18 protein-coding genes and 1 tRNA gene are annotated in these 21,830 nt (G+C 70.7%); 14 read left to right on the top strand and 5 right to left on the bottom strand.

From position 1 onward, the window contains the following. The first annotated feature begins 45 nt into the window (after nucleotides 1–45). Genes OG899_RS12605 through OG899_RS12590 form a run of 4 tightly spaced genes read left to right on the top strand, consistent with a single transcriptional unit; the run spans nucleotide 46 to nucleotide 4,019 of the window. Nucleotides 46–1,551 (top strand): amino acid adenylation domain-containing protein, encoded by a 1,506-nt coding sequence (locus tag OG899_RS12605; RefSeq protein ID WP_125498419.1) that lies wholly within the window; start codon nucleotides 46–48, stop codon nucleotides 1,549–1,551. Beyond that, nucleotides 1,548–2,483, top strand: a complete 936-nt coding sequence (locus OG899_RS12600; RefSeq protein WP_229813891.1) for a macrolide 2'-phosphotransferase — start codon at nucleotides 1,548–1,550, stop codon at nucleotides 2,481–2,483. Before OG899_RS12605 ends, OG899_RS12600 begins: the two co-directional genes overlap by 4 nt. Beyond that, complete coding sequence (locus OG899_RS12595; protein WP_125498420.1) at nucleotides 2,480–3,274, top strand: alpha/beta fold hydrolase; 795 nt, start codon at nucleotides 2,480–2,482, stop codon at nucleotides 3,272–3,274. The genes OG899_RS12600 and OG899_RS12595 overlap by 4 nt, the downstream gene beginning before the upstream one ends. Then, nucleotides 3,264–4,019 (top strand): nucleoside 2-deoxyribosyltransferase domain-containing protein, encoded by a 756-nt coding sequence (locus tag OG899_RS12590; RefSeq protein ID WP_125498421.1) that lies wholly within the window; start codon nucleotides 3,264–3,266, stop codon nucleotides 4,017–4,019. Before OG899_RS12595 ends, OG899_RS12590 begins: the two co-directional genes overlap by 11 nt. On the opposite strand, the gene OG899_RS12585 is transcribed toward OG899_RS12590, so the two are convergent. Both OG899_RS12585 and OG899_RS12580 read right to left on the bottom strand, forming a co-directional pair. Beyond that, the gene (locus OG899_RS12585) at nucleotides 3,995–4,552 is read right to left on the bottom strand and encodes a GNAT family N-acetyltransferase (protein ID WP_125498422.1); all 558 of its coding nucleotides are present in this window, start codon (nucleotides 4,550–4,552) and stop codon (nucleotides 3,995–3,997) included. The two genes, OG899_RS12590 and OG899_RS12585, sit on opposite strands and share 25 nt — an antisense overlap. An 894-nt stretch (nucleotides 4,553–5,446) precedes the next feature. After that, nucleotides 5,447–5,520 (bottom strand) — tRNA-Gly (locus OG899_RS12580). Between the two features lie 509 nt (nucleotides 5,521–6,029). Between OG899_RS12580 and dcd the strand changes: the two genes are divergently transcribed. Together dcd and OG899_RS12570 are read left to right on the top strand one after the other, a co-directional pair. After that, nucleotides 6,030–6,605, top strand: coding sequence for a dCTP deaminase (gene dcd, locus OG899_RS12575; protein WP_125498423.1), 576 nt, complete (start codon nucleotides 6,030–6,032; stop codon nucleotides 6,603–6,605). 14 nt (nucleotides 6,606–6,619) lie between these two features. Beyond that, nucleotides 6,620–7,117, top strand: coding sequence for a phosphoribosyltransferase (locus OG899_RS12570; RefSeq protein WP_125498424.1), 498 nt, complete (start codon nucleotides 6,620–6,622; stop codon nucleotides 7,115–7,117). A 250-nt stretch (nucleotides 7,118–7,367) separates the two neighbouring features. Here the strand turns inward: OG899_RS12570 and OG899_RS12565 are convergent, their stop codons facing one another. Next, on the bottom strand, nucleotides 7,368–8,381 hold the full coding sequence (locus OG899_RS12565; RefSeq protein WP_125498425.1) for a Yip1 family protein: 1,014 nt from the start codon (nucleotides 8,379–8,381) through the stop codon (nucleotides 7,368–7,370). 273 nt (nucleotides 8,382–8,654) lie between these two features. On the opposite strand from OG899_RS12565, the gene OG899_RS12560 reads away from it, so the two are divergent. Continuing rightward, nucleotides 8,655–8,987, top strand: a complete 333-nt coding sequence (locus tag OG899_RS12560; RefSeq protein ID WP_125498941.1) for an antibiotic biosynthesis monooxygenase — start codon at nucleotides 8,655–8,657, stop codon at nucleotides 8,985–8,987. A 345-nt stretch (nucleotides 8,988–9,332) separates the two neighbouring features. Here OG899_RS12560 and OG899_RS12555 read toward each other — a convergent pair whose 3' ends face one another. Next, nucleotides 9,333–11,615, bottom strand: a complete 2,283-nt coding sequence (locus OG899_RS12555; RefSeq protein WP_125498942.1) for a (Fe-S)-binding protein — start codon at nucleotides 11,613–11,615, stop codon at nucleotides 9,333–9,335. 288 nt (nucleotides 11,616–11,903) lie between these two features. On the opposite strand from OG899_RS12555, the gene OG899_RS12550 reads away from it, so the two are divergent. From OG899_RS12550 to OG899_RS12520, 7 genes are all read left to right on the top strand, one after another. Then, nucleotides 11,904–13,343, top strand: a complete 1,440-nt coding sequence (locus tag OG899_RS12550; RefSeq protein WP_373296031.1) for an MraY family glycosyltransferase — start codon at nucleotides 11,904–11,906, stop codon at nucleotides 13,341–13,343. A gap of 434 nt (nucleotides 13,344–13,777) precedes the next feature. Further along, entirely contained in the window at nucleotides 13,778–15,625 is a 1,848-nt protein-coding gene (gene dnaK, locus OG899_RS12545; RefSeq protein WP_125498943.1) for a molecular chaperone DnaK, read from the top strand. Further along, on the top strand, nucleotides 15,622–16,317 hold the full coding sequence (gene grpE, locus OG899_RS12540; RefSeq protein WP_125498944.1) for a nucleotide exchange factor GrpE: 696 nt from the start codon (nucleotides 15,622–15,624) through the stop codon (nucleotides 16,315–16,317). Before dnaK ends, grpE begins: the two co-directional genes overlap by 4 nt. 39 nt (nucleotides 16,318–16,356) lie before the next feature. Further along, a complete protein-coding gene (dnaJ, locus tag OG899_RS12535; RefSeq protein ID WP_125498945.1) occupies nucleotides 16,357–17,511 on the top strand; it encodes a molecular chaperone DnaJ in 1,155 nt (384 codons plus the stop codon). A gap of 5 nt (nucleotides 17,512–17,516) precedes the next feature. Then, on the top strand, nucleotides 17,517–17,966 hold the full coding sequence (locus OG899_RS12530; protein WP_125498976.1) for a heat shock protein transcriptional repressor HspR: 450 nt from the start codon (nucleotides 17,517–17,519) through the stop codon (nucleotides 17,964–17,966). 302 nt (nucleotides 17,967–18,268) lie between these two features. Continuing rightward, nucleotides 18,269–19,387, top strand: a complete 1,119-nt coding sequence (locus OG899_RS12525; protein ID WP_125498946.1) for a substrate-binding domain-containing protein — start codon at nucleotides 18,269–18,271, stop codon at nucleotides 19,385–19,387. Between the two features lie 191 nt (nucleotides 19,388–19,578). Next, nucleotides 19,579–20,646 (top strand): helix-turn-helix transcriptional regulator, encoded by a 1,068-nt coding sequence (locus OG899_RS12520; RefSeq protein WP_229813893.1) that lies wholly within the window; start codon nucleotides 19,579–19,581, stop codon nucleotides 20,644–20,646. Here OG899_RS12520 and OG899_RS12515 read toward each other — a convergent pair. Beyond that, nucleotides 20,609–21,544: a helix-turn-helix transcriptional regulator gene (locus OG899_RS12515; RefSeq protein WP_229813895.1), complete on the bottom strand. Its 936-nt coding sequence runs from the start codon at nucleotides 21,542–21,544 to the stop codon at nucleotides 20,609–20,611. The two genes, OG899_RS12520 and OG899_RS12515, sit on opposite strands and share 38 nt — an antisense overlap. Between the last annotated feature and the right edge of the window lie 286 nt (nucleotides 21,545–21,830).

The following is a 21,830-nucleotide window of genomic DNA, read 5'->3' as shown; positions in this document are numbered from 1 at the left end:
ACAATACGCACCGGCCAATATTCCAACAGAACACGGGAATTCACAATGGAGTCCTCCGCAGCCTCATTTCTGGATCCGTTCTTCGACAGGGCGCGCGACGATCCGGGCCGGCCGGCCGTCGTCGACAACGGTCTCGTCTTCACCTACGGCACCTTCGCCGCCTGGGTGCTGGAGGTCGCCGCCGCCGTGGAACCCCGCACGGCGGAGCCCCAGCCGCCCGTGGGCGTCGTGGTGCACCGCTCGGCCCGTGACGTGGCGGCGATCCTCGGCGTGCTGGCCGCGGGACGGGCGTACGTGCCGCTGGAGGCACACCACCCCGAGGCCCGGCTGGAGGCGATCCTGCGGCGGGTCGGCTGCCGGGAGGCGGTGGCGACCGCGGAGACCGGCTGGCAGCCCTCCGTCGGGCAAGTGATCCGGCCGCGTTGGGCACCCACCGCCGCGGCGTCCGCGACACCCGCCGGACCGCCGCGGCCCGAAGACCCGGCGTATGTGCTGTTCACCTCTGGCTCCACCGGCGAGCCGAAGGGAGTGGTGGTCCCGCACCGGGCGCCGGCGGCGGTGGTGCCGCCGCTGCGCACCCTGTACGGCATCGGCGAGGGCGAGTTCGTGCTGCACTTCCACGGCGCGGGCGGCGACACGAGCCTGGAGGAGATCCTGCCGACCCTCACGGCAGGCGCCACCCTCGTGATCGACGACGGGGCGCGTGAGGGGTTCGCGCGGGTGGTGGAGGAGCAGCAGCTCTCGGTCGTGGTGCTGCCCACCGGGTTCTGGGACGGTGTTACCGGCGATCTGCTGCGCCAGGACGCTCGGCTGCCGGCGTCCCTGCGCACCGTGGTGATCGGCGGGGAAGCGGTACGCGCCGACATGCTGGAGCGCTGGCGCCGACTTCCCGGCACCAAGGACGTACGGCTGCTGAACACGTACGGCTCCACGGAGACCGCGCTGGTCACGCACGCGGTGCAACTCGCCGGACCGGGCGCCCCCACACTGCCGGAGACGGACGGGGACCTGCCCATCGGGCGCCCCCTGCCGCACGTCGGCCAACGGATCGACGAGACGGGCGAGTTGTACGTCTCCGGCCCCGGGCTGGCCCTCGGCTATCACGAGAGCCCGGAGGCGACGGCCGCCCGCTTCATCGAACGGGACGGCGTCCGCTGGTACCGCACAGGAGACCTGGTCGGCGAGGCGGCCGACGGGGTCCTGGTGTTCAAGGGACGCTCCGACCACCAGGTCAAGATCCGCGGCTATCGCGTGGACCTGCTCGATGTCGAGGCGCTGATCGGGCGGTGCGAGGGAGTGTCGTCGGTCGCGGCCGCCAAGGTGGACCGTGCCGGGCACTCCTCGCTGGCCGCGTTCTTCGTCCCGTTGCCCGACGCCGAGCCGGGCGAGGTCGCCGCGGGCATCCGCGACCGGCTGACGCGGACGGCGCCGCCGCATCTGGTGCCCAGCCTGATCCTGCCCGTCGACACGCTGGAGCGTACCCACACCGGCAAGGTGGACCGGAACGCGACCCGGGACCGCCACTTGGGCACCATGGCGGCCGCCCGATGAGCGCCGCCGCCCTGGCTCCGGGCGCGGAACCCGCCGAGCTGGCCGCGTACGCCTCACGGATGCTGGGCGTGGCACTCGTACCGGAGTCCGCACAAAGCGACGACAGCGGCTGGGACTTCCGCGTCACCCACATCCGCGCCACGGACGGCACGTACTGGATCCTGCGGCAGCCGCGGCGGCCGGAGGCATCCGGCCAGCTGGCCGTGGAGGGCGCCGTCCTCAGCGCCGTTCGCCACCGGCTCCCGGTACCGGTTCCCGACTGGCGGCTGCACACCCCGGACCTCGTCGCCTACCCGCGCCTGCCCGGCGAGGCGGCGGGCACAGAGGACCCGGTCACCCTGGTCTACGACTGGTCGATGGATCCGCTGTCCCACCCGGACCGCTACCTGGAGCCGCTCGCCCACTGCCTGGTCGCGGTGCACCGCACGCCTCTGGACGGCCCTTGGGAACTCCCGGGTCCGCACCCGGCCGGCCCCGAGGCCGTGCGCTCCCAGATCGCGGACCGGCTGGCCCGGGCCCGGACCGAACTGAAGCTTCCCGCCGCCCAGGTGCGCCGCTGGCAGAAGTGGCTGGACGACGACCGTCTGTGGCCCGACCGCCTGGTGCTCGTCCACGGCGACGTGCACCCGGGCCACACCCTGGTCGAACATCCCCCGTCCGGCCCCCCGGCGCTGTCGGCCCTGCTGGACTGGGCGAACGCCGGCATCGGCGATCCGGCGGCGGACTTCGTCGACATGCTCTATGCCGGCGGCCCGGACGTCCTCGACCACCTCCTGGACGCCTATCGGGCGGCGGGCGGTGAGGTACCCGCCGGCATGCGGTCGCACATCCTGGCCCGGGCGTCCTTCATCTGGGTCCATGTGGCGCTGCGTGGCCTGGACACGGGCCGCCCGGCGTGGACGGAGACCGCGCTGCGGAGGATGGCCCGGTGAGCGGCGGGACGGCGTACACGGTCCACGGCTCCGGGCGGCCGGTGGTCCTGGTCGCCGGCGCGGGTGGCACCGGCCGGATCTGGGAGCACCATCAGGTGCCCGCGCTCACCGCGGCGGGCCACCAGGTGATCACCTTCGACCACGACACCGCTGGCTCCCGCGTCGGTGAACTGGCTGCTGCGGTAAGGCAACTCCTCACCGCTCTGGAGCTGCCACCCTGCCCGCTGGTCGGCCACTCCCTGGGAGCCATGGCGATACAGGAGCTGCTTCTCACCGATCCGCATCTGGCGAGCGGCGCTGTGCTGGCCGCGACGCGGGGACGGCCCGACGCGGTCGGCGACGCGCTGGCCCGCGCCGAGGCCGCGTACGCCGAGGCGGGCAGCCGGCTGCCGCCGGAGTACCAGGCGTTCGTGCAGCTGGTGCAGAACCTCTCGCCCAGGACCCTGGCGGACGAGGGTGCGGTCGCAGAATGGCTGGACTTGTTCGAGATCGCCGCACTCAGCAGTACCTCCGTCGGCGCGCACCGCTCGCGCCCGCCTGCTCCTGACCGGCTGGCCGCGTACGCGGGGATCACCACGCCGCTGCTGGTGGTGGGCTTCGCCGACGACGTGCTGGCCCCCGCCTACCTGAGCCGTGAGGTGGCCGCGGCGATACCCGGCGCCCGCTACACGCAGCTCGCGGACACCGGCCACCTCGGTTTCCTGGAACGTCCCGACGCCTTCAACACCGTCCTTCTCGACTTCCTCGCCACCATCCCCACGACCGACACCGGAGCGTCCCATGTCCACTGAGCCCCTCCTCGAAGCCCCCGCCTCGGTCGAGGTGACGTACGTCGGCCAGGGGCAGCCCGAGTCCTGGGAAGCGGCCGTGTACCTCTGCGGGCCCACCCCCACCGACCCCGAGGAGCCGTCCTGGCGCCCGTCCGCGGTCGCCGCTCTGCGCACCGCGTGGAAGGGCCCGGGACGACTGACGGTCTTCCTGCCGGAGCCCGCGGCGGGCGGATCCTATCCGCCCTACGCGGACCAGATCGCCTGGGAGGAGCAGACCATGCGCCGCTCGGACGTGGTCCTGTTCTGGATCCCCCGGGAGATGAACCAGCTCCCCGGGCTGGTCTCCAACATCAAGTGGGGAGCGTGGTACGACTCGGGCCGGGCGGTGCTCGGTGCGCCGCCGGAAGCCGAACGCATGGCGTACCTCCTGCACTTCGCCGAGGCGTTCGGGGTGCCGGTGGAGCGCACCCTCCAGGGGGCGGTGGGAGCGGCCCTGCGCGCCGTGGGCCGCGGCTCCCACCGCACCGGAGGCGAGCGAGCCGTCCCGCTCGCGGTGTGGCGCTCCGAGCCTTTCCAGAGGTGGTACGCCACCCGACGGATGGCGGGCTGTCGGCTGCTTGACGCGCGCGTGGAGTGGTACGAGCGGGCTGCGGCCCCGGACGCAGACCCGGCCTGGCTGCTGACCGTCACGATCGCGCCGGCCGACGGGTCCGCCCCGTCCGTGTGCCGCCTGCTGTCCGCTCAGGGGCAGGGCATGCTCATGTAGACCGCCTGCTCGCCCTCGGAGGGTGTGCCGTCGTAGAGGGTGATGTCCAGCCCGCAGAAGGCGAAGCCCATGCGCCGGTACGCGTGGATCGCCGGCGCGTTGACGGTGGTGACCTCCAGCCAGAGGTGCTGGGCTCCCCGCTCACGGGCGAACTCCACCGCGAGCCCCATCAGCGCGCGGCCGACCCCCCGGCCCCGGTGCTCCGGAGCGACCTCGATGTCCTCGATGGTCAGCCGACGGTTCCAGCCGGAATACGACACGGCGACGAACCCGGCCAGGTCACCGGCGGCCCCGTGGGCGACGAAGGTGCGGGAATCCCCGTCGTCGCCGTCCTCCCCGTCGTACTCGTCCTCGGGAAACACCTTCGTCAGGGGAGGGTCCACCGCAATCTCCCGCAGGGAGAACCCGTCGTCGGTGACGGTCACCTGGAAGACCGTGTCGGTGGTGAAGGAGCCATCCAGGGCCTCGATGGCCTCCGTGTCCTCGGGGACGGCGGTGCGGTACCGGTAGGCGGTGTTGTCAACAGTGGTCACGGGTACGACGCTAAGACCGCTCGGACCACGACAGGACGGCTTTCGGCCGACCACGCCCGCGTCCCCGGATCTGGTCTCGGGGGCATAGGGCACGTCTGGGTCGGTAGCGGTGCCGTGCGTGTGGATGATGTACATGTCCCCAGCCACCATGACCGCGGTGGCACATACGGCCCCGCAAGCCTGGTCCTACGGCAGGGGCCGGTGATGCCGATGGGGTCATGGGACCCTTCTGGGCCGGGAGGGGGCCCCGCGCGTCCGTCACCGCTGTCGGCCCTGTTCTCTCATCCGAATCGCGACCGGCTCGGCTGCTGGGCGATGTGGAGTAGAGGGTCAGGCCGACATCTGGGCTTTTGGATCGAGCCGCCGCAGGGTGAGGCCCGGTAGTCGGGCTCGATCGGCCAGCGCGTCTTCGCCCACCGCACCAGGTCGGCGATGGGGGTGATGGCGGGCAGGGGTTGGTCATCCGGTAGCCGGTCGGCTCGTCGGCTTCATCGGGCTGTTCGATCAGCAGGGTCCGCAGCGGCAGCTACCCCCTTCCAGCGGCTGCGTCCGCCGGTTGACCCTGTCAAGGAAGCGCTTCGCTACTGGCCGCGATAGTCAGTCCGGCGTTGGGGCCGCGGTGAGCGGGCCGTTGCCGGTGGCACCAGACCAGGTAACGCCACGAAGTCGCCATTTGCTAACGCGACTTCACGCATGCTCCATTGTCCTGTGGTGCGGGTCACATGAAGCGCGTATCTCGCCATTGAGACGCCTGGGACTGACGCGTCTAGGGTGGCGCCTGAAGGCGCCGTGAGACGACCCTATGGCCTCGACTTACGGCACGCGGAGGGCGCGGAACCCCCAAATTGGCCTGGACAGCAACAAACCCCAGGCCGCTGACCTGGGGTTTCATCATGGAGCGGGTGACGAGAATCGAACTCGCGCTCTCAGCTTGGGAAGCTGATGTTCTACCATTAAACTACACCCGCGTAAGACGCCGACCGGAGTCGGTGCTCGGCGCTCACTGTACCTCATCATCGGCCCCCGGTGCTCATGCCGTGGGGTTTTTTTGTTCGTCTCGAGTGGGGAGCAGGGTTCCCCGGGGCCGGAGTTGGGGGCGTACGGTGAGGGGATGCAGCGGGGGCTCGGCGGGCCGGAGTGCCGCCTGGAGCGCCGTCTGATTGATCCCGTACTGTGTGCCTTTGTCGTCAGGCGGCCAAGGCCAGACGCGGTTCTGGGGAAGGGACTTTGGGCTTGATGGAGCGCACCGTCGTCCGTTGTGCCGAGGGGCACGTGTTCAGCACCGTTTCGTTCCCGATGCAGCAGGCCGAGCGACTCGGCCCCGGTCGGCTTCTGCGGTGCCCTCGGTGTGCGCGGCTCCGCAGCGCGGTGCCCGTGAACGTGGCGAAGCGGTAACAGCAGGTAGCGAAAACGCTGCCTGGGCGCGTGGGGTCGTCCTGATTGCGGGGGCTCCACGCGCCTTGCGTATCCTCGGGGCGTGCTTCTCTCAGACAAGGACATCCGGGCCGAGATCGATGCCGGGCGGGTGCGGATCGATCCCTTCGACGCGTCCATGGTGCAGCCGTCGAGCATCGACGTGCGCCTGGACCGCTACTTCCGGGTGTTCGAGAATCACCGCTACCCGCACATCGACCCCTCGGTCGAGCAGCCGGACCTGACCCGGCTCGTCCAGCCTGAGGGGGATGAGCCGTTCATCCTGCACCCCGGGGAGTTCGTCCTCGCCTCGACCTATGAGGTCATCACACTTCCCGACGATCTCGCCTCCCGGCTGGAGGGGAAGAGTTCGCTGGGGCGGCTCGGCCTGGTCACCCACTCCACCGCCGGGTTCATCGACCCCGGCTTCTCCGGACACGTGACCTTGGAGCTGTCGAATCTCGCCACTCTGCCGATCAAGCTCTGGCCGGGCATGAAGATCGGGCAGTTGTGCCTGTTCCGGCTCAGCTCGCGGGCCGAGGCTCCGTACGGCAGTGAACGCTACGGCTCCCGTTACCAGGGGCAGCGCGGGCCCACTCCCTCGCGGTCCTACCTGAACTTCCACCGGACCCAGGTGTGAGGGGCACCACCGACATGAGCGACGTACGAGAGAACCTCACCTACGAGCAGTTCGGCACCGCCGTCCGCGAGCTGGCCCAGACCATCGCCGACGACGGCTACCAGCCCGACATCGTGCTCAGCATCGCGCGCGGCGGCGTGTTCGTCGCCGGCGGGCTCGCCTACGCCCTGGACTGCAAGAACATCCACCTGGTGAACGTGGAGTTCTACACCGGCGTGGGGACCACCCTCGAGATGCCGGTCATGCTCGCGCCGGTGCCCAACCTCATCGACTTCTCCGACAAGAAGGTGCTGATCACCGACGACGTCGCCGACACCGGCAAGACGCTCAAGCTGGTGCGCGACTTCTGCGTCGACACCGTCGCCGAGGTGCGCAGCGCGGTGATCTACGAGAAGTCTCACTCCCTCGTGAAGTGCGAGTACGTCTGGAAGCGCACCGACGACTGGATCAACTTCCCGTGGAGCGTTCAACCGCCGGTGGTGCAGCGGCGCGGGCAGGTGCTCGACGCCTGACGGGCGGGGCCGGGCTCGCGGGCGTACGTCGGCCGGGAGTCGGCACAGCGCGTGTGCGCTGCCCTGCCCGGTGCACAGGGCGTCCGTGAGGGCTGACCACGGGCGCCGGCCGCGGGGCGTACGGAGGACGCCGACTGCGGGGCGTACGGAGGACGCCGGCCGCGGGGATCGTGGACGACGACTGCGGGGCGGGAGGCGGTGGTCGCCTCCCGCCCCGCAGTCGTCGTGAGGGCTGGTTGCCGCCTCCCGGTCAGACCGTCCCCAGCTTCACGATCGACAGCAGGGCGATCAGCTGGATCGCCGATGCGCCGAGCGCCTTCGGCCAGGGCAGGTCGTGGGAGCGGCTGACCATGAGGGTGAGCAGGGCGCCGCAGGCGATCCAGGTGAGCCACCCGAGCAGCTGGACGAAGCTCGCGTCGCCGCCGAAGAACATCGCGACCAGCAGGCGGGGCGCGTCCGTCAGCGACATGATCAGCATGGACAGGCCGACCGTGGGCTGCCAGGCGCCGTCGCCGCCCAGCTGGCGGGCCAGGGTGTGGGTGACCACGCCCAGGACGAACGCGCTGATCACCATGGCCACGGCCGTGATGGCGACGATCGGTATGGCGTTGTTGAGGGTGGCGTTGATCGCGTCCTCGCGGGCGCCGTCGAAGCCGAAGACGGCGAGCAGGCCGTAGAGGAAGGTGACGATGAGCGCGGGGCCCCACATCGTGTAGTCCCGCATCTGCAGGAAGGTCCGGTTGGGGGACACGATGATCCCCTTCAGCAGGTCCTTCCAGGCCAGGCGCGGGCCGACCGGGCCTGCCGGGGCGGCGCCGGCGCGGTAGGTCTCGCCGTCTGCGTAGGGGGCCTCGCCGAGCGCGAAGGCCTGGGTGTGACCGGGGTTGTCGGCCATGTACCGGTCGGGGGCCGGCCCGGTCGGTCCGGGGCCGGGCACACCGGGGTGGGCCACGGTCGGGCCCGTCGCGCCGGGTCCGGGCATGCCGGGGCCGGGCACGGCGGCCGGGCCGCTGTCGCCGAAGTACTCCGGCTCGCCCTCGCCGCCGTAGCCGCCGTTCGGCTGCGGGGTCTGGGGCCACTGAGGGGCGCCGCTGCCGGGTCGGCTGCCGCCGTAGGGCGGTTGCTGCTGCGGGTAGGGCTGCGGCGCAGACGGGTAGCCGTACGACGGCGTCCGGGGCGCCTGCTGCCCGTACGGGGGTTGTTGGGGGCGCGCTTGCGGGGCGCGGGCGTCCCGGCCGCCGCGTCCGATCCTGAATCCAGCCACGTCGTCGAACGTACCCGGTCCTGCGGGGCGTTGTGCCGGGGCCCCGGGTCAGGGGGCCGCTTTTGCGGCCGAGCTGTGACATCCCCTAGGGGGAAGCGTCGCGGGGTCGTCCTCCGTGAGTCACAGGGGCCTCTTCAGGGGCTCCTTCGTGAGGAGGGCGGGAAGGGCAGGGAGGAGGCAGGAGCTGGGTGCGGGTGGGCCGGCGGGGGAGGGTACGGAGGGGAACGGGGGTGTCCCGGTCGGTCCCCGAGGGCTCGGGGGCAGGATGGGGTCATGAGCGTAGTGAAGATCAACGTGCTGACCGTGCCCCCGGAGCAGCGGGAGACGCTGGAGAAGCGGTTCGCCTCGCGGGCGCACGCGGTGGAGAACTCCGACGGGTTCGAGTGGTTCGAGCTGCTGCGGCCCGTGGAGGGCACCGACACCTACCTCGTGTACACGCGGTGGCGTGACGAGGAGTCGTTCCAGGCCTGGATGGAGGGGCCGATGAAGGCCGCCCACCACGGCACCGCCGGCGGTGAGGGAGGTGAGCGGCCGAAGCCCGCGGCCACGGGCTCGACGCTGTGGTCGTTCGAGGTGGTGCAGCAGGCCGCCCCGAAGGGCGAGTGAGGCCGCTGAAGGGCGCGTAAGGGCGCGCTGAGGGGTGAGTGAGGGCCCCCGGCGGGCTGGCGGGTCCAGGCGGGCCTGAGGGCGCGCTGAGGGGTGAGTGAGGGCCCCCGGCGGGCTGGCGGGTCCAGGCGGGCCTGAGGGCGCGCTGGAGCGCGTGGGGGGGCTCGGGGCCCGCTCGCCGAGGCGCAACGGGGCGCTCAGGGGCGCGTAGAAATCCTCCTGGGCGCCTCTGCATACGCCGCGGGCGCCCCCTGTCCCGCGCAGACAGGGGGCGCCCGCTGTTTCCGATGCCGGTCCTGGTCCCGGTCCCGATCCGGTCATGGGACCGAGGGACCGGGAACCGGGTTACTTCACCGGCTCCGGTTCCGGAGTGCTCTCACCGGCCGACTCGCCCGACGGGTCCACCGGGGCCTTGACGGACTCCAGCAGCAGCTGGGCGACGTCCACGACCTGGACGGACTCCTTGGCCTTGCCGTCGTTCTTCTTGCCGTTGACCGAGTCGGTCAGCATGACCAGGCAGAACGGGCAGGCGGTGGAGACGATGTCGGGGTTGAGGGAGAGGGCCTCGTCGACGCGCTCCTCGTTGATGCGCTTGCCGATGCGCTCTTCCATCCACATCCGGGCGCCGCCGGCGCCGCAGCAGAAGCCGCGCTCCTTGTGGCGGTGCATCTCCTCGTTCCGCAGGCCCGGGACCTTGCCGATGATCTCCCGCGGCGGGGTGTAGATCTTGTTGTGGCGGCCCAGGTAGCAGGGGTCGTGGTAGGTGATGAGGCCCTCGACCGGGGTGACGGGGATCAGCTTGCCCTCGTCGACCAGGTGCTGCAGCAGCTGGGTGTGGTGGATGACCTCGTAGTCGCCGCCGAGCTGCGGGTACTCGTTGGCCAGCGTGTTCAGGCAGTGCGGGCAGGTGGCGACGATCTTCTTCGCCGACTTCGGCTTCTTCGACTCGGGCGTGACCTTGCCCTCGTCGTCCATCTCCTCGCCGAAGGCGGTGTTCAGGGCCATGACGTTCTCCATGCCCAGTTCCTGGAACAACGGCTCGTTGCCCAGGCGGCGGGCGGAGTCGCCCGTGCACTTCTCGTCGCCGCCCATGATCGCGAACTTCACGCCCGCGATGTGCAGCAGCTCGGCGAAGGCCTTGGTGGTCTTCTTGGCGCGGTCCTCCAGGGCGCCGGCGCAGCCCACCCAGTACAGGTAGTCGACCTCGGAGAGGTCCTCGATGTCCTTGCCGACGACCGGGACCTCGAAGTCGACCTCCTTGGTCCACTCCAGGCGCTGCTTCTTGGCCAGGCCCCAGGGGTTGCCCTTCTTCTCCAGGTTCTTGAGCATCGTGCCCGCCTCGGAGGGGAAGGCACTCTCGATCATGACCTGGTAGCGGCGCATGTCGACGATGTGGTCGACGTGCTCGATGTCCACCGGGCACTGCTCGACGCAGGCGCCGCAGGTGGTGCAGGACCACAGCACGTCCGGGTCGATGACGCCGTTCTCCTCGGCGGTGCCGATCAGGGGCCGCTCGGCCTCGGCGAGCGCGGCCGCCGGGACGTTCTTCAGCTGCTCCTCGGTGGCCTTCTCCTCGCCCTCCATGGTCTTGCCGCCGCCCGCGAGCAGGTAGGGCGCCTTGGCGTGGGCGTGGTCCCGCAGCGACATGATCAGCAGCTTCGGGGAGAGCGGCTTGCCGGTGTTCCAGGCGGGGCACTGCGACTGGCAGCGGCCGCACTCGGTGCAGGTGGAGAAGTCCAGCAGGCCCTTCCAGGAGAAGTGCTCGACCTGGGAGACGCCGAAGACGTCGTCCTCACCCGGGTCGGTGAAGTCGATCGCCTTGCCGCCGGAGGTCATCGGCTGCAGCGCGCCCAGCGAGGTGGAGCCGTCGGCGTTGCGCTTGAACCAGATGTTCGGGAAGGCGAGGAAGCGGTGCCAGGCCACACCCATGTCGGTCTTCAGCGCGACCGTGATCATCCAGATGAAGGAGGTGGCGATCTTCAGGGCGGCGAAGAAGTAGGTGAGGTTCTGCAGCGTGCCGACGCTCAGTCCCTTCAGCCACGCCACCACCGGGTACGAGATGAAGAACGACGCCTCGTAGCCGTCCACGTGGTGCTGGGCGCCCTCCAGGGCGTGCAGCATGAAGATGCAGACGCCGACGATGAAGATGACGGCCTCGACGAAATACGCCTGGCCGAAGTTGGAGCCGGCGAAGCGGGACTTGCGTTCCGGGCTGCGCGGGTGGCTGAGCTGGCGGATGACGATCAGGGCGATGATGCCCAGCGTCGTCATCGTGCCGATGAACTCGACGAAGACGTTGTACGGCGCCCAGTCACCGATGATCGGCAGGATCCAGTCGGCCTTGAACAGCTGGCCGATGGCGTTGACGATCGTCAGCAGCAGCGAGAAGAAGCCCACCGCCACGAACCAGTGCGCCACGCCGACGACGCCCCAGCGGTTCATCCGGGTGTGGCCGAGGAATTCCCTGACCACGGTGACCGTGCGCTGGCCGGGATTGTCGGTCCGCGTCCCGGCGGGTACGGGCTGGCCGAGCCGCATGTAGCGGTAGATCTGCAGGAGGGCGCGGCCGAACAGTGCCACGCCGACCACGATCAGGACCAGCGACACGATGATCGCGGCGAGTTGCATTGGGGCTCCTGTGAGGCGGCCTCGAAAATTACTAAGCGGTAACTTATGCAGTCCGTTCGAGACTACCCCCATCCTCCGTCGCATGGCAGCCGCGCGCGGGGTGATCTGGGTCGCTGAAAGGTGACCGAGCGGGGTGGTGGGGTGGCCCCGATTCTTTCTGGCCTGCGGAGACGGTGCGGAGGCGGGGTCGGGGTGTGCTGCTCGGGCGGTGTTCCGGTTTTCCGTCCTGTCGTCTTCCGATCGTGTTATTCACACTCGATAGCCCGATATGCACCTAATTTAAGAACCGTGCTCTACGGGATCGCCACCGCCATCACCGCCCTGCTCCTGGCCGCCGTGCTCTCGGCGCTGCTCCGGGTGCCGGCGCTGCGCCTCGGGCTGGTCCACCGGCGGCGGGCGCGGCCGGTGCCGCTGCTCGGCGGCGTGGCCGTGGTCGCCAGCACCTGTCTGGTCGCGGCCGCGGGCGGCTGGACGGGGGCCGCGCCGCTCGGGGACGGCGCGGCCCGGCTGCTGGCGGCCGGCGCCGGGGTCGGCGCCCTGGGGCTCGTGGCGGACGTGTGGCGGCTGAAGACGCAGTTCCTGCTGCTCGGGGCGGCGGTCGCCGCCGCCTTCGTCATGCCGTACGGCGAGCTGGGCGTGCTCGCCGGGATCGCCGCGGTGCTGTGGACGGCCGCCGTGGCCGTGGCCTTCCACGGGCTGGACCACGCCGACGGGCTGGCGGGCACGGTCGGGGTGCTCACCGCGTTCGGCGTGGGCGCCTGCGCGGCGGCGGAGGTGATGGACGACCTCGCGGTGCTGCTGAGCGTGCTGGCCGCCGCGCTGACCGGCTTCCTCATGCACAACTGGCATCCGGCCCGGATCGCCTTCGGCGCGTGCGGGTCCCTGTTCACCGGGTTCGTGCTGGCCTGTGCGGCCGTGCTGGTCCGCACCGGGTACGACACCGGGACCACCGGTGCCGTGCTGTTCCCGCTCACCGCCGTCGTGACCGCCGACGCGGTCCTGGTCGTGGCGTCCCGGCGGCTGGCCGGGCGGCCGGTGGTGCGGCACGGCCCCGACCACGTGGCGCACCGGCTGCGCCGGCTGGGGCTGACCACGCCGGGTGCCGTGGTGCTGGTGGGCACCGCCGCGTTCGGCTCGGTCCTGGTCGGCGTCCTGGTGCACGTCGGCTGGCTGGCGCCGGTACGCACGCTGTGGGTGGCGGGGGCGCTGCTGCCGGCGGTGCTCGGACTGCTGTTCGTGCGGGTGTACGTGCCGCGGCGTCCCGGCGGCCCGCATGCCACGGGGACGCGCGCCGCCGGGGTGCCCACCACCCGGACGGGGACGGCACGGACGGCCGCGCGGGCGACGAGCACGGGGGCGGGCACGGGGCGCCTGGGGGCACCGCGGAGGCCGGAGGGTGGGCGAGTGCCAGGCGCGGAGGACGCGGACGGGCGCCGTCCACGCGCCGCAGGCGCCGGTGTGCGCCGACTGGTCGCATCGGCCCTGCGCGTCCCGCGCCGCCGGGCCGGGGCGCGCACCCCGGCGGAGCGCGTGCGCGAGGCGACGCACGCCCCGTACGGCACCTCGCCCGGTCCGGGTGCTCCGGGTGCACCGCGGGCGCCGCGGCCCTCGTCCCTGACCGGGTTGCCGGTGGCGGGCGCGGGGCCGGAGCCGGCCGGGGCCGAGCCGGGGTCCCGGGCGCGCCGCCATCGGGACCCGGACCCGTTCGACCTGCTGTCGTCCCTGTGACGGTCGATCGTCGCCGCCGTCTGGGTGATGGTCGAGCTGCTGTCGTCCCGGTGACGGTGTGACGGGCGCCGTGCGGCGGCACCGGCCTCCGGTGGGCGGTGTGATGCCGTGCGTTTCGGGAACCGGTGGGGTGCCGTCGGGCTCGGGAACCGGTTGAGTGCCGCAGGGCTCGGAACCGGTTGGGTCTCACAGGGCCGGGGATCCAGTGGGGTGCCGTGCGGCCTCGGGGGCTGGTGGGGTGCCGTACGGCGTGTGCGGCCTCGCGGGAGCCCGTGGTTTTCCTCCGCTGGTCCCTGCGTTTGTGCAGCTCAGCGCGGTGTTGCGCGCATGCGTTCGATAAGAGTTGAGTCAGGCGGGCTCAAGTCTGTTGACCCAGCCCGCGGCGTCGGGCACACTTGAGTCCGTTCCACTCAAGTCAGCTGGAGGAATTCACCATGGCACGTGCGGTCGGCATCGACCTGGGCACGACTAACTCCGTCGTCAGCGTTCTTGAGGGCGGCGAGCCCACCGTCATCACCAACGCCGAGGGCGCCAGGACCACGCCGTCCGTCGTCGCCTTTGCCAAGAACGGTGAGGTGCTGGTCGGCGAGGTCGCCAAGCGCCAGGCCGTCACCAACGTCGACAGGACCATCCGGTCGGTCAAGCGCCACATGGGCACCGACTGGAAGATCAAGATCGACGACAAGGAGTTCAACCCGCAGCAGATCAGCGCCTTCGTCCTGCAGAAGCTGAAGCGGGACGCCGAGGCCTACCTGGGTGAGAAGGTCACCGACGCGGTCATCACCGTGCCGGCGTACTTCAACGACGCCGAGCGCCAGGCCACCAAGGAGGCCGGCGAGATCGCGGGCCTGAACGTGCTGCGCATCGTCAACGAGCCGACCGCGGCCGCGCTCGCCTACGGCCTGGAGAAGGAGGACCAGACCATCCTGGTCTTCGACCTCGGTGGCGGTACGTTCGACGTGTCGCTGCTGGAGATCGGCGACGGTGTCGTCGAGGTGAAGGCCACCAACGGTGACAACCACCTCGGTGGTGACGACTGGGACCAGCGCATCGTCGATTACCTGGTCAAGCAGTTCCAGAACGCCCACGGCGTGGACCTGTCCAAGGACAAGATGGCCCTGCAGCGTCTGCGCGAGGCCGCGGAGAAGGCCAAGATCGAGCTGTCCTCCTCGTCCGAGACCTCGATCAACCTGCCGTACATCACCGCCTCCGCCGAGGGCCCGCTGCACCTGGACGAGAAGCTCACCCGGGCCCAGTTCCAGCAGCTGACCGCGGACCTGCTCGAGCGCTGCAAGATCCCGTTCCACAACGTGATCAAGGACGCGGGCATCTCCGTCAACGACATCGACCACGTCGTGCTCGTCGGTGGCTCCACCCGTATGCCGGCCGTCGCCGAGCTGGTCAAGGAGCTGACCGGCGGCAAGGAGCCCAACAAGGGCGTCAACCCCGACGAGGTCGTCGCCATCGGCGCCTCCCTGCAGGCCGGTGTCCTCAAGGGCGAGGTCAAGGACGTCCTGCTGCTGGACGTCACCCCGCTGTCCCTCGGCATCGAGACCAAGGGCGGCATCATGACCAAGCTGATCGAGCGCAACACCACGATCCCGACCAAGCGCTCGGAGATCTTCACCACGGCCGAGGACAACCAGCCGTCGGTGCAGATCCAGGTCTACCAGGGCGAGCGCGAGATCGCGGCCTACAACAAGAAGCTCGGCATGTTCGAGCTGACCGGTCTGCCGCCGGCCCCGCGCGGCGTGCCGCAGATCGAGGTGTCCTTCGACATCGACGCCAACGGCATCATGCACGTCACCGCCAAGGACCTCGGCACCGGCAAGGAGCAGAAGATGACCGTCACCGGCGGCTCCTCGCTCCCGAAGGAGGAGGTCGAGCGGATGCGCCGGGAGGCCGAGCAGTACGCGGAGGAGGACCACAAGCGCCGCGAGGCCGCCGAGACCCGCAACCAGGGCGAGCAGCTGGTCTACCAGACCGAGAAGTTCCTCAAGGACAACGAGGACAAGGTCCCCGCGGAGGTCAAGTCCGAGGTGGAGGCCGCCGTCAAGGAGCTGAAGGAGAAGCTCAAGGGCGAGGACACCGCGGAGATCCGCACCGCCACGGAGAAGGTCGCCGCCGTCTCCCAGAAGCTCGGCCAGGCGATGTACGCCGAGGCCCAGGCCAACCAGGCCGCGGCCGGCGGCTCCGCCTCCGGTGCCGGTGAGGGCAAGGGCGACGACGACGTGGTGGACGCCGAGATCGTCGACGACGAGCGCAAGGACGGTGCCGCGTGACGGAGGAGACCCCGGGCTTCGACGAGCAGCAGCCGCAGCAGCCCGACGTCCCCTCCGGCGCCGCCTCCGACGACGCCGAGCCGCAGGCCGCCCCCGCGCAGGACAAGGGGGCGGCCCCGGCCGGGGACGCGGCCGACACGGCCGGTCTGTCCGCTCAGCTGGACCAGGCGCGCGCGGCGCTCGCCGAGCGCACCGCGGACCTGCAGCGGCTGCAGGCCGAGTACCAGAACTACCGCCGCCGGGTCGAGCGCGACCGGGCCGCGGTCAAGGAGCTCGCCGTGGCGAACCTCCTGACCGAGCTCCTGCCCGTGCTCGACGACATCGGGCGTGCGCGCGAACACGGCGAACTGGTGGGCGGTTTCAAGTCCGTCGCCGAGTCGCTGGAGAGCGTCGCCGCCAAGATGGGGCTGCAGCAGTTCGGCAAGGAGGGCGAGCCCTTCGACCCGACGATCCACGAGGCGCTGATGCACTCGTACGCACCGGACGTCACCGAGACGACGTGCGTGGCGATTCTGCAGCCGGGGTACCGCTACGGCGAACGCACCATCCGCCCCGCGCGGGTGGCGGTGGCCGAGCCCCAGCCGGGCGCCCAGACGGTCAAGCCCGCCGAGGAGTCCGGCAAGGACGAACCGGCCGAGCAGGACACGGGCGAGGGCAAGGACAAGGACAACGGTGGCCCCGAGGAGGGCTGACGCGATAACCGACGACGCAGGGAAGGAGGGACGTCGGGGATGAGCACCAAGGACTTCATCGAGAAGGACTACTACAAGGTCCTCGGCGTCCCCAAGGACGCCACCGAGGCCGAGATCAAGAAGGCGTACCGGAAGCTCGCCCGCGAGTACCACCCGGACGCCAACAAGGGCAACGCCAAAGCCGAGGAGCGCTTCAAGGAGATCTCCGAGGCGGCCGACGTGCTCGGCGACCCCAAGAAGCGCAAGGAGTACGACGAGGCCCGCGCCCTGTTCGGCAACGGCGGCTTCCGCCCCGGGCCGGGTGCCGGCGGCTCGTTCAACTTCGACCTGAGCGACCTGTTCTCGGGCTCTCAGGGCGGCTTCGCCGGCGGGCTCGGTGACGTCTTCGGGGGCCTGTTCAACCGAGGGGGCGCCGGCACGCGCACCCAGCCCCGGCGCGGCCAGGACGTGGAGTCCGAGGTCACGCTCAGCTTCACGGAGGCCATCGAAGGGGCCACCGTCCCCCTGCGGATGTCCTCGCAGGCGCCGTGCAAGGCCTGCTCCGGCACCGGCGACCGGAACGGCACGCCGCGGGTGTGCCCGACCTGTGTCGGCACCGGGCAGGTCACGCGCGGTTCCGGCGGCGGTTTCTCGCTGACCGACCCGTGCCCGGACTGCAAGGGCCGCGGGCTGATCGCGGAGAACCCGTGCGACGTCTGCAAGGGCTCCGGGCGTGCCAAGTCCTCCCGGACGATGCAGGTGCGCATCCCCGCCGGGGTGCGCGACGGGCAGCGCATCCGGCTGCGGGGCAAGGGCGCGCCGGGCGAGCGGGGCGGACCGGCGGGCGATCTGTACGTGGTCGTCCACGTCGGCGAGCACCCGGTCTTCGGGCGCAAGGGCGACAACCTCACCGTCACGGTGCCGGTCACCTTCGCGGAGGCCGCGCTCGGCGGAGAGGTGCGGGTGCCCACCCTCGGCGGTCCGCCGGTGACGCTGAAACTTCCCCCCGGTACGCCGAACGGTCGTACCATGCGCGCCAGGGGCAAGGGCGCGGTCCGCAAGGACGGCACCCGTGGTGACCTGCTGATCACCGTGGAGGTGAGTGTCCCCAAGGACCTGTCGGGGAAGGCTCGTGACGCGCTGGAGGCGTATCGCGAGGCGACCGCGGGCGAGGACCCGCGGGCGGAGCTGTTCAAGGCCGCGAAGGGAGCATGAGTCAGATGGACGGCCGCCGCCGCAACCCGTACGAACTGACGGAAGACACGCCGGTGTACGTCATCTCCGTGGCCGCGCAGCTGTCCGGACTGCACCCGCAGACGCTCCGTCAGTACGACCGGCTGGGCCTGGTGTCCCCCGACCGCACCGCCGGGCGGGGCCGCCGCTACTCGGCCCGCGACATCGAGCTGCTCCGTCAGGTGCAGCAGCTGTCGCAGAACGAGGGCATCAATCTGGCCGGAATCAAGCGCATCATCGAGCTGGAGAACCAGGTGTCGGCCCTGCAGTCCCGCATCGCGGAGCTGGAGGCGGCCCTGGAGGGCGCGGCGGCCGCGATGCAGCAGCGGGAGGCGGCCGTCCATGCCTCCTACCGCAGGGACCTGGTGCCGTACCAGGACGTCCAGCAGTCCAGCGCGCTGGTGGTCTGGCGTCCGAAGCGGCAGCAGACCGACTGACGGCGTCCGAAGCACGCGGCGGCGAGGGGTCCGGAGAGCTGTCTCCGGGCCCCTCGCCGCATTCCGGTACGCATCGTGCGGTGGCCGGCCGGGTGGGGCCGGTCACCGGCCGGTCGCGAGGTGAGGGTCGGGTAACGGCTGTCCGCAGGGGGGTCCGTGAGGATTTGCGAGGTCTTCACAGGGCGACGCTGCGTGGTGTTGTCATCTCGTTAAGTCATTCCGCTTGACGCCGGTGGCGGCCTGAGCGTTGGCTTTTCAGACGTCTGGCCGAAACCTGCGCCCTCGTCCGGAAGGCACCAGAAGTGATCACCTCGAAGCGTCGTCTCGCCCTGGCCGTGGCCTCCTCCGCGCTGCCCCTCACGCTCGTCGGCTGCGGCGCGCTCGGGGGGTCGGGGAGCAGCGCCTCCGCGGGCCCGTCCAAGGGGGACGACGTGCGGGTCGGACTGCTGCTGCCGGAGACGGAGAACAAGCGGTACGAGAAGTTCGACTACCCCATCATCAAGGAGAAGGTCTCCGAACTCACCCACAAGCAGGGCGTGGTGGAGTACGCCAACGCCCGGTCCAGCAAGACCCGGCAGGCCGCCCAGATGAGGAAGATGATCGACGAAAAGGTCGATGTCATCCTGCTCGACGCCGTCGACGCGCACGCCATCGCGGGCGAGGTGCAGAAGGCCAAGGACGCGGGCATACCGGTGATCGCCTACGACCGGCTCGCCGAGGGGCCCATCGACGCCTACATCTCCTTCGACAACGAGCTGGTCGGGGAGGTGCAGGGGCGCACGCTGCTGGAGGCCCTCGACTCGTCCGGCGGCGGCCGGCCCCGGATCGTGATGATGAACGGCTCGCCCACCGACCCGAACGCCTCGCAGTTCAAGAAGGCCGCCCTGTCGCAGCTGGACGGGAAGGTGACGGTGGCCCGGTCCTACGACACCAAGGACTGGAAGCCGGAGAACGCCCGGGCGAACATGGCCAAGGCCATCCAGCAGCTCGGCGTGAGCGGCATCGACGGGGTCTACTCCGCCAACGACGGCATGGCGGGCGGCGTCATCAAGGCGTTCAAGGATCTGGGGGTCACCCAGCTGCCGCCCATCACCGGCCAGGACGCCGATCTGGAAGCGGTGCAGCGGATCGTGACGGGCGAGCAGTACATGAGCGTGTACAAGCCCTATCCGACGGAGGCGGAGAACGCCGCGCAGATGGCGATCGCCAAGGTGCAGGGCAGAGACATCGAGTTCGATTCGCTGGCCCGGGACACGGTGGACAGCCCCACGCAGAAGAACATCCCGGCGCAGTTGGTCTCCGTCGTCGCGCTGACGAAGAAGAACATCAAGAGCACCGTCGTGGCCGACGGCATCTACAAGATCTCCGAGATCTGCACGGCCGCGTACCAGCCGGCCTGTGCGGCCGCCGGCCTGCTGTAGCCGCCGCCCCGGACGGTCCTCAAGCGCACCGTGCGCCGGTGGGCCGAGGCCCGTCCGTTCGACTCCCGTACACACCGGGCGATACCGGTCGCGCCCCGGCCGCGGGCGCCCGGGAGTCGTGTTGCACACCCGGTCCGCGCCGCGCATAGTTGCGCTGCGGAACTACGCGTAAACCGGGGGTGAGACAGGCCATGACCGGGGGCGGGATTCACGGGAGCCAGGAGCATCCGCACGGGGCCGACCGACTGTGCGAGGCGGGGGACCGTGTGTACTCCCGGGCCGTGCGGCATGGCCGGGTGCCGCGCAGCGACGCCGAGCCGGTGCCGTGCCTGCTGGAGCTGGCCCTGTTGCACCCGGACCCCGACGACATGGACTTCCTGGTGCCCACGGCGCCGCAGGAGGTCATGACCCGGCTGCTGCGGTCGGTGTACCAGGAGGTGAGCGACAGCCACCGGCGGGTGGGGTCGGCCGTGGCCGCGTTCGAGCGGTACGCGGGCCTGGACCGGCGGGTGCGGCGCTCCCCGTCCGCGGGGGAGGGCACCTCGATCCGGGTGCTGGACGGCCTGTCGCGGATCCAGGCGGCCATGGACGAGGCGACCCGGGAAGCGCGCACGGAGGTGCTCACCGTCCAGCCCGGCGGCATCCGTCGCGAGCACGAGCTGTCCGAGGGTCTGCACCGGGCGCTGGAGCTGCGCCGCCGGGGCGTGCGGATGCGCGACCTGTACACCCATGTCGCCCGGCACGGGCAGGGGTTGCTCAACTATCTGGAGCTGATGGGCGACGCGGTCGAGGCGCGCACCCTGGACGAGGTGATCGACCGGCTGATCCTGTTCGACCGCACGGTCGCCTTCATCCCCGCCAACGCCGACCGCACCATGGCGCTGGAGCTGCGGCATCCGGCGCTGGTGGAGTATCTGGTGACGGTGTTCGAACGGCTGTGGCGGCTGGCGATCCCGCTCACCGCGCCGCTGCCGGACACCGGGATCGAGGGCATTTCGCACCGTGAGCAGTCCATCGCCGCGCTGCTGGCCGAGGGCCACCAGGACGCGGTGATCGCCGAGCGGCTGGGCATCAGCGTGCGCACCTGCCGGGCGCACATCGCCCGGCTGTCGGAGACGCTGGGCGCGGCCAGCCGTACGCAGCTGGGCGTGCGGATCGCGCAGGCGGGCCTGGACAAGCCGCGCCGGGCCGTCTCGCCGGGCGAGCCCGGCCGGGAGGTGCTCAGCGATCCCGGTCCAGAAGACCGGATCGCCCGATGAGATAGCCCAGTTGGGCGCGGCTGCCGCTGCCCAGAGCGTGGGCCAGCTTGGCGATGTGCGCCCGGCAGGTGCGTACGTTCATCCCCAGACGGCGGGCGATCGCCTCGTCGACGTGGCCCTCCACCAGAAGTTTGGCGATGGAGTACTGGATCTCGGTGATGCCGTCGAGGGCGGTCTCGTAGGGCGTGGTGGCGCTCAGCGGGACCGCGCGGTTCCACATGAACTCGAAGACTTTGATCAGGTAGCGGACGAGTCCGGGGTGGCGGAGTTCCAGGGCGACCTTCTGGTCGTCGCGGGTGGGGATGAAGGCGACGGACTCGTCGCAGATGATGAGGCGTTCGACCAGTTCGTCGATGGTGCGGTACTCGACCTTGCCGTTGGCGAGGTGGTCGACGTAGGCGAGCTGTTCGAGGTTGTAGCGGACGGTGTGCTGGTACAGGGTGCGGATGCGCACTCCGCGGTCGACCAGGGCCGTGTCGCGCTCCAGGCCCTGCCGGATGGTCCGCTCGGTGAAGCGGTTGCTGGGCTGCACGGTGAGCATCTCGCTCTGGCACTGGGAGGTGGCCAGGTCCAGTGCCGCGTTGATGCGGTCGCTGCCCTCCAGCACCGTGATGGAGTGGGTGGGGGACGCCGTCTGCGTACTGAGGTGCAGGAACGGCTCGAAGGCGTCGGACAGTTCGATCGAGCGCCGTCGGCGTTCGGCTATCTCGTGTTCGAGCGGGGTGAGCCGGCGGGCCAGGGCCACGGCCGCCGGGACGGGGCGCAGCCAGTCCGGGTCGTCCGGATCGGGGTGGAGCAGGGCGAACTCCATGAGGCAGGGGGCCGCTCGGGCGTCGTCCCGGGAGATGCGCCCGGTGCGCAGTGCATGGGCGTACAGCCGGCTGCCTTCCTCGCACATCTCGGTGACCGCGTGAGGATGTGTCCCCTTCGTCTGATTTGCTACCAAATCTCCACCCCCCAGGGTCCTGAACGTGCAGGAACATGATGCATCGATTGTGTGGCCATGATGTGCCCGAATAAGCCATCGTCGTATCGGACGGGGGAAGAGGGGACCTTCGAGTGAGGACGAAGCCGACTATGGGTAAGAGAGCGCTTCGCTCGGTACTTGTCGCCACCTTCTCCGCCGTTGTGGCCCTCGCGGTTCTGGGCGGGCTGTCAGCGACGAAGAGTGTGGACCGGGCGGA

The organism is Streptomyces thermoviolaceus, from assembly GCF_045209695.1.
Taxonomy (GTDB): Bacteria; Actinomycetota; Actinomycetes; order Streptomycetales; family Streptomycetaceae; genus Streptomyces; species Streptomyces thermoviolaceus.
This window is presented reverse-complemented; position numbering and strand designations above follow the sequence as displayed.

Excerpts from the sequence above, each read along its gene's own strand:
- OG899_RS12605 (WP_125498419.1), top strand. The coding sequence starts at position 46 with ATGGAGTCCTCCGCAGCCTCATTTCTGGATCCGTTCTTCGACAGGGCG.
- OG899_RS12600 (WP_229813891.1), top strand. The coding sequence starts at position 1,548 with ATGAGCGCCGCCGCCCTGGCTCCGGGCGCGGAACCCGCCGAGCTGGCC.
- OG899_RS12590 (WP_125498421.1), top strand. The coding sequence starts at position 3,264 with ATGTCCACTGAGCCCCTCCTCGAAGCCCCCGCCTCGGTCGAGGTGACG.
- OG899_RS12570 (WP_125498424.1), top strand. The coding sequence starts at position 6,620 with ATGAGCGACGTACGAGAGAACCTCACCTACGAGCAGTTCGGCACCGCC.
- OG899_RS12560 (WP_125498941.1), top strand. The coding sequence starts at position 8,655 with ATGAGCGTAGTGAAGATCAACGTGCTGACCGTGCCCCCGGAGCAGCGG.
- OG899_RS12555 (WP_125498942.1), bottom strand. The coding sequence starts at position 11,615 with ATGCAACTCGCCGCGATCATCGTGTCGCTGGTCCTGATCGTGGTCGGC.
- dnaK (WP_125498943.1), top strand. The coding sequence starts at position 13,778 with ATGGCACGTGCGGTCGGCATCGACCTGGGCACGACTAACTCCGTCGTC.
- dnaJ (WP_125498945.1), top strand. The coding sequence starts at position 16,357 with ATGAGCACCAAGGACTTCATCGAGAAGGACTACTACAAGGTCCTCGGC.
- OG899_RS12530 (WP_125498976.1), top strand. The coding sequence starts at position 17,517 with ATGGACGGCCGCCGCCGCAACCCGTACGAACTGACGGAAGACACGCCG.
- OG899_RS12520 (WP_229813893.1), top strand. The coding sequence starts at position 19,579 with ATGACCGGGGGCGGGATTCACGGGAGCCAGGAGCATCCGCACGGGGCC.
- OG899_RS12515 (WP_229813895.1), bottom strand. The coding sequence starts at position 21,544 with ATGTGCGAGGAAGGCAGCCGGCTGTACGCCCATGCACTGCGCACCGGG.